General features: G+C 70.8%; 12 protein-coding genes. 10 read left to right on the top strand and 2 right to left on the bottom strand.

Features of this window, described 5'->3' with window-relative positions; genetic code table 11:
- Window positions 1-20: 20 nt before the first annotated feature.
- From ACFTQE_RS04990 to ACFTQE_RS04970, 5 genes are all read left to right on the top strand, one after another.
- Window positions 21-1,160 carry a class I SAM-dependent methyltransferase gene (locus ACFTQE_RS04990; RefSeq protein ID WP_376924027.1) on the top strand — a complete coding sequence of 380 codons (1,140 nt, stop codon included), beginning with the start codon at window positions 21-23 and terminating at the stop codon, window positions 1,158-1,160.
- Window positions 1,161-1,177: 17 nt separating this feature from the next.
- On the top strand, window positions 1,178-2,116 hold the full coding sequence (locus ACFTQE_RS04985; protein WP_376924026.1) for a DUF817 domain-containing protein: 939 nt from the start codon (window positions 1,178-1,180) through the stop codon (window positions 2,114-2,116).
- Window positions 2,113-2,403, top strand: a complete 291-nt coding sequence (gene clpS, locus ACFTQE_RS04980; RefSeq protein WP_376924025.1) for an ATP-dependent Clp protease adapter ClpS — start codon at window positions 2,113-2,115, stop codon at window positions 2,401-2,403. The genes ACFTQE_RS04985 and clpS overlap by 4 nt, the downstream gene beginning before the upstream one ends.
- The gene (locus tag ACFTQE_RS04975; protein WP_375836088.1) at window positions 2,400-2,891 is read left to right on the top strand and encodes a DUF2017 family protein; all 492 of its coding nucleotides are present in this window, start codon (window positions 2,400-2,402) and stop codon (window positions 2,889-2,891) included. Before clpS ends, ACFTQE_RS04975 begins: the two co-directional genes overlap by 4 nt.
- 122 nt (window positions 2,892-3,013) lie before the next feature.
- A complete protein-coding gene (locus tag ACFTQE_RS04970; protein ID WP_376924024.1) occupies window positions 3,014-4,195 on the top strand; it encodes a hypothetical protein in 1,182 nt (393 codons plus the stop codon).
- A 22-nt stretch (window positions 4,196-4,217) separates the two neighbouring features.
- Here ACFTQE_RS04970 and ACFTQE_RS04965 read toward each other — a convergent pair whose 3' ends face one another.
- Both ACFTQE_RS04965 and ACFTQE_RS04960 read right to left on the bottom strand, forming a co-directional pair.
- Window positions 4,218-5,372: an epoxide hydrolase family protein gene (locus ACFTQE_RS04965; protein WP_376924023.1), complete on the bottom strand. Its 1,155-nt coding sequence runs from the start codon at window positions 5,370-5,372 to the stop codon at window positions 4,218-4,220.
- A gap of 122 nt (window positions 5,373-5,494) precedes the next feature.
- Window positions 5,495-5,905 (bottom strand): SHOCT domain-containing protein, encoded by a 411-nt coding sequence (locus tag ACFTQE_RS04960; protein ID WP_375836085.1) that lies wholly within the window; start codon window positions 5,903-5,905, stop codon window positions 5,495-5,497.
- A gap of 182 nt (window positions 5,906-6,087) precedes the next feature.
- On the opposite strand from ACFTQE_RS04960, the gene ACFTQE_RS04955 reads away from it, so the two are divergent.
- The 5 genes from ACFTQE_RS04955 to ACFTQE_RS04935 all read left to right on the top strand — a co-directional run bounded on the left by ACFTQE_RS04955 (window position 6,088) and on the right by ACFTQE_RS04935 (window position 11,874).
- Complete coding sequence (locus tag ACFTQE_RS04955; RefSeq protein ID WP_376924022.1) at window positions 6,088-6,909, top strand: mechanosensitive ion channel family protein; 822 nt, start codon at window positions 6,088-6,090, stop codon at window positions 6,907-6,909.
- Window positions 6,910-6,911: 2 nt separating this feature from the next.
- Window positions 6,912-8,216 carry an ion channel protein gene (locus ACFTQE_RS04950; protein ID WP_376924021.1) on the top strand — a complete coding sequence of 435 codons (1,305 nt, stop codon included), beginning with the start codon at window positions 6,912-6,914 and terminating at the stop codon, window positions 8,214-8,216.
- Window positions 8,217-8,299: 83 nt separating this feature from the next.
- The gene (locus ACFTQE_RS04945; protein WP_376924020.1) at window positions 8,300-9,955 is read left to right on the top strand and encodes a SulP family inorganic anion transporter; all 1,656 of its coding nucleotides are present in this window, start codon (window positions 8,300-8,302) and stop codon (window positions 9,953-9,955) included.
- Between the two features lie 42 nt (window positions 9,956-9,997).
- Entirely contained in the window at window positions 9,998-10,669 is a 672-nt protein-coding gene (locus ACFTQE_RS04940; RefSeq protein WP_376924019.1) for a GAP family protein, read from the top strand.
- Window positions 10,669-11,874, top strand: coding sequence for an AI-2E family transporter (locus ACFTQE_RS04935; protein ID WP_376924018.1), 1,206 nt, complete (start codon window positions 10,669-10,671; stop codon window positions 11,872-11,874). Before ACFTQE_RS04940 ends, ACFTQE_RS04935 begins: the two co-directional genes overlap by 1 nt.
- The last annotated feature ends 41 nt before the right edge of the window (window positions 11,875-11,915 follow it).

Below are 11,915 nucleotides of genomic sequence, written 5' to 3'. Positions count from 1 at the left end.
ACGCGCCGTACGCTGGGGTGATGCCCTTCGACTTCGGCGCCCTGCGGCGCCATCCCGATGTCGAGGGCCCGGGCCTCGAGGCATCGGATGCCGCGGACCGTCTGATCCTCGACGAGGCCGAGGCGCTCATCGGCGCCGCGGCACCGGGCGACGTCGTCGTCATCGACGACTCCTACGGGGCGCTCGCCCTCGCTGCTGCCGACGCCGGCGCGCAGGGCATCCGCGTGCACCAGGACCTCGTGACGGGGGAGCGGGCGCTCGCCGCGAACGCGAATCGGCTCGGCCTCGACGGCGAGGTGCGTTCGCTGCCGCTCGGCCCCGAGCTCGTCGCGGGCGCGCGCGTCGTGCTCCTGCGCCTGCCGCGCTCGCTCGACCGGCTCGACGAGGTGTCGCAGCTCATCTCGGCGCACGCGGACCGCGAGGTCGTCGTCGTCGCCGGCGGCAGGATCAAGCACATGTCCCTCGCGATGAACGACGTGCTCGGTCGCAGCTTCGGGCGGCTCGACGTGAGCCGCGCCCGGCAGAAGTCGCGCGTGCTGCTCGCGCGCGAGCCCGCCGCCGCGCCGCGGGCCCCGGCTCCGGCAGTCGAGACCTGGCCGCGGAGCGCCCGGCACGACGACCTCGGCCTCACCGTCGTCGCCCACGGCGGCGTCTTCGCCGGCACCGGTGTCGACATCGGCACCCGGTTCCTGCTCGGGCAGCTCGGCCAAGCGGTTCCGGATGCCGCGACCGCCGTCGATCTCGCGTGCGGCACGGGCGTCGTGGCGACGTGGCTGGCACGGGAGCGACCCGGGCTGCAGGTCACGGCGACCGACCGGTCGGCGTCGGCCGCGGCATCCGCTCGGCTGACGGCCGATGCCAACGGCGTCGGCGACCGCGTGCACGTCACCCGCGCCGACGGCCTCGAAGCGCTCCCCGACGCGAGCGAGCGCCTCATCGTGCTGAACCCGCCGTTCCACAGCGACGCGGCGATCTCGACCGGCATCGCGGCGCACCTCTTCGCCGACGCGGCACGCGTGCTCGCTCCGGGCGGCGAGCTCTGGTGCGTGTGGAACTCGCACCTGGCCTACCGGCCGCTCCTCGAACGGGTCGTCGGGCGCACTCGGCAGATCGCCAGGAACCCGAAGTTCACGGTCACGGCTTCGCGGCGGGCGGCGTGACCGACGAGGCGCCGGTCGTGACCGCCGGGACTCGAGCGGTCGGTCGGGAGGACGCACGACAGCTCACGGCGGTCGAACGGGCCCTCGATCGAGGTGCGCATCGCCTGCTCGCGGGGGCGTCGGAACGCGGCATCCGTGCCGGGCTCATCGAGTTCCTGGTGTTCGGCGCGAAGCAGGCCTGGGCCTGCATCTTCGGTGCCGCGCTGCTCGCGGTGATCGTCGCCGCGCGGCTCTGGTACCCCGACGACGCGGCGCTCGCACGCAACGACGCCCTCACGATCGCCGCGGTCGTGATCCAGGTCGTGATGGTCGCGACGCGACTCGAGTCGGGGCGCGAGCTCTGGGTCATCGTGCTCTTCCACATCACGGGCACTGTCATGGAGCTCTTCAAGACCGACGTCGGCTCGTGGTCGTACGACGGCGACGGGGTGCTGCGCATCGCCGGCGTGCCGCTCTTCACGGGTTTCATGTACGCGGCCGTGGGGTCGTACATGGTGCGGGTCTACCGGCTCTTCGACCTCGGGTTCACGCGGTACCCCCGGCGCTGGCTCACGGTCGTCGTCGCAGCGGCGATCTACGCGAACTTCTTCACGCACCACTTCGTCGTCGACCTGCGCTGGGTGCTCGTCGCGGCCGTCGTCGTGGTGTGGTGGCCGACGGTGATGCACTTCCGGGTGTGGCGGCGCACGCCGCGCATGCCCGTGCTCGTGAGCTTCCTGCTCGTCGCCCTCTTCATCTGGTTCGCCGAGAACATCGGCACGTGGGCGGGTGCATGGCTCTACCCCGACCAGCTCGACGGCTGGCACCTCGTGTCGCCGTCGAAGCTCGTGTCGTGGTTCCTCCTGATGATCATCTCGGTGGTGCTCGTGACGCTCGTGTACCCGCCCCGCCCGCCGGTGACGGAAGCGCCCGGCGGGGTGCGGACGCGAGCACATCGTGTCAGGCTTGGAGAATGACATCGACGCTCGAGCAACTCGACACCGAAGGCGCCCTGCACGCCCGGGTCGAGCTGCCGTGGCGCACGGTCGTGTGGGACGACCCGGTGAATCTCATGACCTACGTGAGCTACGTCTTCCGCAGCTACTTCGGCCTGCCGCGGGCCGAGGCCGAGCGGCTCATGATGCTCGTGCACACCGAGGGCCGCGCCATCGTGGCGACCGGGAACCGCGAGGCCATGGAGCGGCACGCGCAGGCGATGCACGGCTACGGCCTGCAGGCCACCGTCGAGCGGACCGAGCCGTGATCGTCGCGGGGCTCGGCGGCGGCGAGGGCGTGCGCATCGTGCTCGAGACCGAAGAGGCGATGCTCCTCTCGGAGCTCGCCGACCAGGTCGACTCGGTGCTGCTCCTCGGCGAGGCCGACGACCCCGCGCTCGGTCGGCTGCTGCCGAACGCGTACCCCGACGACCACGAGGCCGGCCACGACTACACCCGCTACACGCGGGACAGCCTCGTCGACGGCAAGCGGCAGGCGGCGCAGCGGGTGCGCGACGCCACCGCCGTCGAGGAGCACGGCGGGGTCGTGCAGATCGAGCTCGACCAATCGGAGGCGTGGGGCTGGCTGACCTTCCTCACCGACCTGCGCCTGATCCTCGCCGAGCGGGTCGGCATCGTCGACGAAGACGAGGCCGACGCCGACGAGACCCGTGACGACTACCTGCGGGCGGCCTACGAATGGGCCGGGTTCGTGCAGGGCTCGATGCTCGAGGTGCTCGACCCCATCAAGGGCTGAGCCGTGTCCGTGGGCGGGTCGCTCTCGATCGGCGGGCCCGATCGCTGCCATGCTGATGCCGAATCACCGTCGCCGCCGGCGCAGCCGGGACCCGCGCGTGGTGCACATCTCGAGGAGCGCCAGTGAGCCGCAACACCACGACCATCGACTCCCCGGCGACGCCCGTCTCGATCGCCCCGACGTCGATCGGCCGCGTGCTCCGCCATCCGGCGGCCAACGCCGAGTCGCTCGAGTCGATCGCCCTGCTCATCGGGGCGGCGGTCTTCGTCGTCGGCGGACTCGTCGCATGGTTCGTGTTCATGGGCAAGGACCTGCCGATCGCGGGCGAGGGCTCGCTCGGCGAGTTCGTCGCATTCGGTTCCGCGATCGTCACCCTCATCGCCTTCCTGCTCGGCCGTCTCTCGCTGCGCACCCGCAGCGCCGCGGGCTTCGCCGACGCAGCGCTGCCCGGCCTCGATGCGCCGGGCGCGCGCATCCACTGGTTCGACCTCACCGCCATCGCGCTGGCGCACGCGTTCATCGCGCTGCTCGGCTGGATCGGCCTCGCCGACCTGCTCGAGCAGAGCTTCCAGGGTGCGGTGGTCTTCACGATCCCCGGCGCCGTGCTCGCCGGCGTCGGCATGGCCGTCACCGCGTACGCCGTGTTCCTCTCGGCGGCGCACCTGACGCCGATGCTGCTCTCGTTCGTGCTCGCCCTCTTCCTCGTGGTGGGCGCGCTCGCGAGCATGTTGAGCTCGAGCGATCCGCTCTGGTGGCAGATGAACCTGAGCGCGCTCGGAATGACGAACGACATCTCGGCCCTCGCCTTCAACCTGACCCTCATCATCGCCGGCGTGATCGTCACGACGATCGCCCGCTATGCCACCGCCGCGGTGCCGACGACGACGCATGCCGAACTGCGCGGCCGCAACATCGTGCGCGTCGGCATGATCCTCATCGGCATCTTCCTCGCGTGCGTCGGCATCTTCCCGGTCGACCGGTTCTTCGTGCTGCACAACACGGTCGCCACCGGGATGGCGGTGGCATACGCGGTGCTCGTGATCGGGCTGCGGTGGTTCATCCCGTCGATGCCGAAGGTCTTCATCCTGCTCGGCTACGTCTACGTCGGCGTGATCGTCATGCTTGCCGTCTTCTTCGCGACCGGGTACTACAACCTCACCGCGGTCGAACTCGTCGCGGCCGTGCTGATCTTCAGCTGGATCATCGTCTTCCTCCGCAACACGGGCGCCATGCACGGGCAGTCGACGGCGGATGCCGCGGCGACGCCGATTCCCGACGGGGCGTCGGTGTCGCCGCAGCGGTAGGGCGCCGAACGCCGGGTCGCGCTCAGCGCAGCCCGCGGAAGAACGTGCGCACGTCGCCGACCAGGAGATCGGGGACCTCCATCGCGGGGAAGTGGCCGCCTCGATCGAACTCGGACCAGTGCACGACGTTGTTCTCGCGTTCGGCGATCACCCGGATCCCGAAGTCGCCGGGGAACACCGCGACCCCTGACGGGACACCGCTCGGCGGAGTCTCCTGCCCCCAGCTGGCGCGGCCCTCCCGATAGAGCCTGGCGGCCGACGTCGCCGTGCCCGTGAGCCAGTACACGCTCACGTTCGTGAGCAGCTGATCGAGGTCGACGGCGTCCTCGGGCAGCTCCGCCGCGGGGTCCGTCCACTCCTTGAACCGCTCCACGATCCAGGCGAGCTGCGCGGCGGGCGAGTCCGAGAGCCCGACGCCGATCGTCTGCGGCCGGGTCGACTGGATGACCGCGTAGCCGGTGCCCTCCTCCATCTGCCGCTGCATGGCGGCGAGCCGCGCCTGCTCCGCCTCGCTCATCGCCGCGAACTCCGCCGGATCCCCCGAGGGGAAGCCGAGGCTGCCGTTCACGTGCACGCCGATCACGTGGTCGGGCGCGATCCGGCCGAGCATCGGCGAGATCACCGCGCCGGTGTCGCCGCCCTGGGCGCCGTATCGCTCGTAGCCCAGCCGGCTCATGAGCTCGGCCCATGCGCGAGCGATCCGCGACATGTCCCAACCGGTCTCGTGCGTCGGGCCCGAGAACGCGAAGCCGGGCATCGAGGGGGCGACGACGTGGAAGGCGTCGGCCGGGTCGCCGCCGTGCGCGCGCGGGTCGGTGAGCGGCCCGATGATCCGCATGAACTCGACGATCGAACCCGGCCACCCGTGCGTGAGGAGCAGCGGCATGGCGTCGGGTTCGGGCGAGCGGACATGCAGGAAGTGGACGTTCTGGCCGTCGATCGTCGTCGTGAACTGCGGGAACGCGTTGAGCTCCGCCTCACGCTCGCGCCAGTCGAACGCCGTTCGCCAGTAGTCGGCGATGCCCTGCAGATAGCTGCTCGGCGTGCCGTACGACCACCCGACGCCCGGCAGTTCGTCGGGCCAGCGCGTCGCGGCGAGGCGGCGGTCCAGGTCGTCGAGCTCCGCCTGGGGGATGTTGATGCGGAAGGGCCGAATCTCGGTGCTGTCGTGAGTCATGTGAGCGACGTTACGGAGTCATCCGGCCAGTTCCCGTCCGGTATTCGATTCTTCACCGGGTACGCAGACGCGAAGAGGGTCGGATGCCGAAGCATCCGACCCTCTCAGCTGCAGGTCTGGAATCAGACGGTCTGCGTGGGGTGCGCGAGCGCCTTCGCCTTCAGGAGCTCGAACTCCTGCTGGGTGATGCTGCCCGAGTCGAGCAGGCCCTTGGCCTTCGCGATCTCATCGGACGGGCTGGCTGCCGCGCCGGCGGTCTGGCGGATGTACGCGTCGGTCGCCGCCTGCGCCTGCTTGTACTCCTTCTGCGAGCGCTCGGCCATGCCGTTGCCGCGTGCGATCAGGTAGACCAGCGCGGTGAGGAACGGCACGAAGATCAGGAAGATGATCCACACCGCCTTCCACCAGCCGTTCAGCTTCTGGTCGCGGAAGAGGTCGCCGATGATGGCGAACAGCGCGAACAGGTAGGCGATGAACGCGAACGCCCAGAGGAACCACCAGATCAGGTCCCAGAAGCTTTCCCAGAAACTCATGTGTGTGCAGCCTTTCACTTTGCGCGCCCCCCAATGAGCGCCGCTGAGGCGAACCTATCGCTTGGCGTGGTCGCGCGTCCATATGCCGCGCGGGCGGCGGCTCGCGGCCTGACGCGTGCATCCACGGCGTGCATCCCCACGGCGCGGCCGGTGCAGCGGTACCCTCGGCACCGGGAGGGCACGTGGCGGACTGGGTGGCATCGCTCGACATCGACGGATGGAGCCTCGGCCTCGCGCTGCTCACGGCGATCGCGACGTGGCTGCTCGCGGTGCTCGCCCGCAAGGGCACGCGCAAGCTCCTCGCCAGGGTTCCCGCCCTCACTCCTGCGCTCCAGACGCTCATCGTCCGGGTCGTGAACTACGCCATCATCCTGCTCGGCGTCGGGATCGCCCTGAGCTTCTTCGGCGCCTCGATCCAGCCGCTCATCGCGGTCGCGATCATCGTCGGCGTCGTGCTGGTGCTGGTGCTGCGCGGCATCGCCGACAACTTCGCCGCCGGCGTCGTGCTGCAGACCCGTCGACCGATCGCGATCGGCGACGAGATCGAGAGCGACGGCACCGTCGGGATCGTGCAGGAGCTGAACGGGCGGTCGGTCGTCGTGCGGACGGCCGACGGGCAGACCGTGCACCTGCCGAACGCCAACGTGCTGCAGAACCCGCTCGTGAACAACTCGGCCCACGGCGCACGCCGGAGCACCGTCGAGGTGCGCGTCGCGACCGCGACCGGCGGGCCCTCCATCGACGAGGTCGGCGGCGTCGCGATCGACGCCGTCGGCGCTGCGGCAGGGGTGCACCGCCACGAGCCGCTCGTCGTGCAGACCATCGCACGCACTTCGACGCGCTCCGTGCTGCACCTCCAGTTCTGGCACCACCCCCTGCACGGCGTCGCCGTGCGCTCCGCGGTCGTCGACGCCGTCGCCGACGCGCTGGCATCCCGTTCGCTCGACGCCGTGGTGACGAGCGACGTGCCGACCGCACCCCTCACCCCCGCAGACAGGATCTGACCGTGAGCCTCGCCATCCCGCCGCGTGACCCCGAGGTCACGCCGAAGCGCCTCCTCCTCCTCGCCATTCCGGCCCTCGCGATCGGCGTGGTGTCCGCGCTCATCCTGTTCGGGCTCGACCGCCTCTCCGCCGTGCTGCAGTCGGCGCTCTGGGATTCGCTCCCCGACACCCTCGGCGTCGACCCCAACGGCTGGTGGATCGTCGTCGTGCTCACGCTCACCGGGCTCGCCGTCGGACTCGTGCTGCGGTTCGTGCCCGGCCACGGCGGCCCCGACTCGGCGACCACCGAGCTCGTCGAGGAGCCGCAGCCGCTGCGGAACCTCCCCGGGCTCCTGATCGTGACGGTGCTGGCGCTCGCCGGTGGAGTGAGCCTCGGCCCCGAGAACCCGATCATCGCCGTGAACACCGCCCTCATGGTCGCGGTCATCGCGCGACTCATCCCCTCGGTGCCGAAGCAGCTCACCGTGCTGCTCGCCGCCTCGGCCACGATCGGCGCCCTCTTCGGCACCCCCGTGGCCGCCGCCCTCGTCTTCACGGGCATCGTCGCGGCGCTGAAGTCGGGCGGCGCCCTCTGGGACCGCCTCTTCCTGCCGCTGGTCGCGGCCGGTGCCGGCTCGTTCACGATGCGGCTCGTCGGCGCCCCGCTGTTCACGTTCAGCCTGCCGCCCTACGGCGCACCGCAGGCGCTCGACCTCCTCACCGGCGCGATCGTCGCGACCGCCGCCGCGGTCATCGGACTGGCGATGCTCGCCGCATTCCCGATCATCTACCGGGCGATGCACTCGCTCCGGCATCCGGTGCTCATCGCCACGGCGGGCGGGCTCCTGCTCGGGCTCCTGGGCCTGCTCGGCGGCCCGATCACGATGTTCAAGGGCCTCGAGGAGATCGGCGACCTCCTGAACGACCCCGACGCCTACGACGCGCCGCAGCTCGCGGCGATGGCGGGCATCAAGATCCTCGCGCTGCTCATCGCCGCGAGCTCCCTCTTCCGCGGCGGTCGCGTGTTCCCGGCCACGTTCATCGCCGTGGCGCTCGGCATGCTCGGCCACGCGCTCATCCCGTCGCTGCCGCTCGGCCTCGCGGTCGGCTGCGCGATCGTCGGCGTGCTGCTCGTCGTGACCCGCGACGGGTGGATCGCGATCTTCGTCGCCGTCGCGGTCGCCGGCGACATCACGATCCTGCCGATGCTGTGCGTCATCGTGCTGCCGGCCTGGCTCCTCGTGACCGGGGCGCCGGAGTTCCGGATCGCCGCTCCGAAGAAGGGCCCCGAGCCCGCAGCGACTCCCGCGACCACCGGCGCCGACTGACGGCGCCGCGACGCGGCGGGGGACCGGCGGTGCTGCGAGGCATCCGCTCGCTAGTGTCGTTCTGAGCAGACGGAGGGGGACCGGTGCAGAAACCGCTCGCAGGACTCACGAGGAAGAACCTGGCTCGCGAACTGACCGCGGGCGTCACGCTGCTCGCGATCGCGATTCCGCTGAACATCGGCTACGCCCAGATCGCCGGCCTGCCGGCGACCGCGGGTCTGTACGCGCTCATCGTGCCGACCATCGTCTACGCGCTCCTCGTCTCGTCGCGCCAGCTCATCGTGTCGCCGGATGCCGCGGCCGCCGCGCTCGTCGCCTCGTCGCTCGGCGGACTCGCGACCGCCGGCAGCGCCGACTACTCGACGCTCGCCCTCGCGCAGGCGATCATCTGCGGCATCCTCTTCGTGCTCATGTCGGTCTTCAAGCTCGGCTTCATCGCGAACTTCCTGTCGAAGCCGATCCTCGTCGGCTTCGTCGGCGGGCTCGCGCTCGACATCCTCGTGAGCCAGATCGCGAAGATGCTCGGGGTGAAGATCGACTCGGGCGGTGAGTTCACCGACAAGGTCGTCGGGCTCATCACCGGTCTCGGCACGGTGAACGGGTGGTCGCTGCTCATCGCGGCGCTCTCGGTCGCGGTGCTCATCGTCGGCCAGCGGTTCCTGCGCCTCGTGCCGTGGGCCCTCATCGTGCTCGTCGTCGCGACGGTCGCGGTCGTCATCGGGGGGCTCGACGGTGCCGGCGTCGACGTGCTCGGCGACGTGCCCGCCGGCCCGCCGGCACTCACCTGGCCCGTCATCGACTGGTCGATGTGGCTCATGCTCGTGCCGTCGGCGATCGCCCTCACGATGGTGACGACGGCCGAGGGCCTGCTCGTCTCCCGCTCCTACGGCGAGAAGCGCAACTACCCGACCCGGCCGAACCGCGACCTCTTCGCATTCGGCCTCTCGAACGTCGCGGCCGGTGCGAGCGGCAGCTTCGCCATGGGCTCGTCGACCTCGCGCACGGCGGCCATGGACCAGGCGGGCTCGCGCACGCAGCTGCCGTCGCTCGTGCTCGCGGTCGGCACGCTCCTGCTCCTGCTCTTCGGCACCGCCCTGCTCGCCGACATCCCGTCGCCCGCGATCGGCGCGATCGTCGGCGTCGCGATCCTGCCGCTGCTCGGCATCAAGGACTTCAGGATGCTGTGGAGGGCCGATCGGTTCGAGTTCGCCATCGCGGCGGTGTGCTTCCTCGTGACGCTCCTCATCGGGTCGATCCCCGGCATCGTCGTCGCGTTCGTGCTGGCCCTCATCAACCTCGCCAAGCGCGCGGCGAACCCGCCGATCGACGTGCTCGCGGCCGGTGACTCGCCGACCCAATCGCTCCTCGGCGAGGCACCTCCCGGCACGATGACCGCGCCGGGCGTGATCGTCATCCGCCTCGCCGCGCCGCTGTTCTTCGCCAACGGCTCGGTGTTCGACGACGCCGTGAAGAAGGCGGTCAAGGCGGTGCCCGACGGCTCGGTGCGGCACATCGTCATCGATATGGAGGCGGTCACCGACGTCGACGTGACCGGCGCCGAGAGCTTCACCGCGCTCGTCGGCTGGCTCGACGCGAGGAGCATCGAGCTCGAGTTCAGCCGGGTGCGGCCCGACGCGCGAGCGCGGCTCACCGACCTCGGCCTGCTCGGCGAGCACCGCATCTTCGACACCAACCGCGCCGCGATCGCGGTGCTCTCGAGCACGCCGCAGCAGCGGTAGACGAACGGCGGCGGCCCCGTCGCCAGACAGGAGTACACACACATGGGCGAGGTCATCGGCGGCATCCTGCCGCTCGCGCTCGGCATCGCGATCAGCCCGATCCCGATCATCGCGGCGATCCTCATGCTGCTCTCGCCGAAGGCGAAGGGCACGAGCGTCGGCTTCCTCATCGGCTGGGTGCTCGGCATCGTCGTCGCGGTCGTCGTGTTCACGCTGCTCGCCTCGATCATCCCCGAACAGGACCCGGATGCCTCGAAGCCGATCGCCGGCGTGATCAAGCTCCTCCTCGGCGCCGGCCTGCTCCTCCTCGCCCTGAAGCAGTGGCGCGGTCGCCCGAAGGACGGCGAGGCGGCAGCCCTGCCGAAGTGGATGTCGGCGATCGACTCGATGACGACGGTGCGCGGTGCGGTGCTCGGGTTCCTGCTCTCCGCGGTCAACCCGAAGAACCTGCTCATGGCCGCCGGAGCCGGCGTGCTCATCGGCACGGCCGGCTTGAACGGCGGCGAGATCACGCTCGTGATCGTGATCTTCGTGCTCATCGCCGCGTGCTCCGTCGCGGTGCCCGTGATCGCCTACCTCATCGCCTCCGAGAGGATGGCCGCCCCGCTCGAGTCGCTTCGCGGCTGGCTCGTGCAGAACAACGCGACCGTCATGGCGGTGCTCCTGCTCGTCATCGGCGTCGTGATGATCGGCAAGGGGATCGGGAGCTTCTGATGACGGATGCCGCCGAGCCGAACCCTCCCGCCGAACCGGTGCCGGCCGGGCCGCCGGTCGAGACCGCTGCCGTCCAGGAGGCCGCAACGCCGGTGGCCGCCGTCGCGGACTCCGACGACGCCCTCCACCGGCCTTCGACCGAGCCGACGCCCGCACGCGGCACCGAGGGCGGGCTCGCCCACGGCACGCGGGTGCTCATCACCATCGCTGCGGCGGCCATCGTCTTCGCCGGGGTGTGGTTCGCCCGCGACATCCTCGCCCCCGCCGCGGTCGCCGCGGTCGTGGTGATCATCGCCCACCCGGTGCGCCGCCCGCTCGAGCGTCGCGGCTGGCCGAGCTGGCTCGCGACGACCACGGTGATCGTGGTCGCGTACCTGATCCTCGCCATCCTCGGCACCCTGCTCGTCGTGGCATCCGCGCAGTTCATCGGCATGCTGCCCGACTATGCCGACGAGCTGGCCGCGACCGTCCAGGCCGTGTACGACTGGCTCACGTCGCTCGGCATGACGAGCGAGGCGGCCGCGTCGGCCGCCGCCGCGATCGACCCGAAGACGCTGCTCGCCTTCGCCGCCGGCGTCGCCGACGCCGTGCTCGGCGCGGCGACCGCCTTCTTCTTCGTGCTGGCCTACGTCATCTTCATGGCGGCGGATGCCTCGAGCCTCAGTCGTCGCGACCGGGTCTTCGGCACCGCGGCGGCCGACGTGATCGGCGCCCGGTACTTCTCGGGCGTGCGGCGGTACTACGTCGTGAACGCGAGCTTCGGCCTCGTCGTCGCCGTGCTCGACGGTCTCTTCCTCTGGTGGATCGGCGTGCCGATCCCGATCGTGTGGGCGATCCTCGCCTTCGTCACGAACTTCATCCCGAACATCGGCTTCGTGATCGGCCTCATCCCGCCGGCGGTGCTCGCGCTCGTCGTCGGCGGCTGGCCGCTCGCGCTCGCTGTGGTGGCCGCCTACTGCGTCATCAACGTCGTGCTGCAAGTGCTCGTGCAGCCGAAGTTCGTGAGCGACGCGGTGGGCCTCAGCCTCACGCTGACCTTCTTCTCCGTGGTGTTCTGGACGCTCGTGATCGGCCCCATCGGGGCGATCCTCTGCATCCCGCTGACGCTGCTCGTGCGGGCGCTGCTGCTCGAGCCCGACGAGCGATCGGGGCCCCTGAGGCGGCTCTCGGGAGACCCGCACGCCGGATCCGCCTCAACCGGCTGACGAACGGCCGCGCGCAGATCGGGCGTCGGACCTGCCAGGTC

This window comes from Agromyces sp. NPDC056965 (assembly GCF_042673425.1).
Taxonomy (GTDB): domain Bacteria; phylum Actinomycetota; class Actinomycetes; order Actinomycetales; family Microbacteriaceae; genus Agromyces.
The sequence above is the reverse complement of the archived record's forward strand: the minus strand, read 5'-3'. Positions and strand labels throughout refer to the sequence as shown.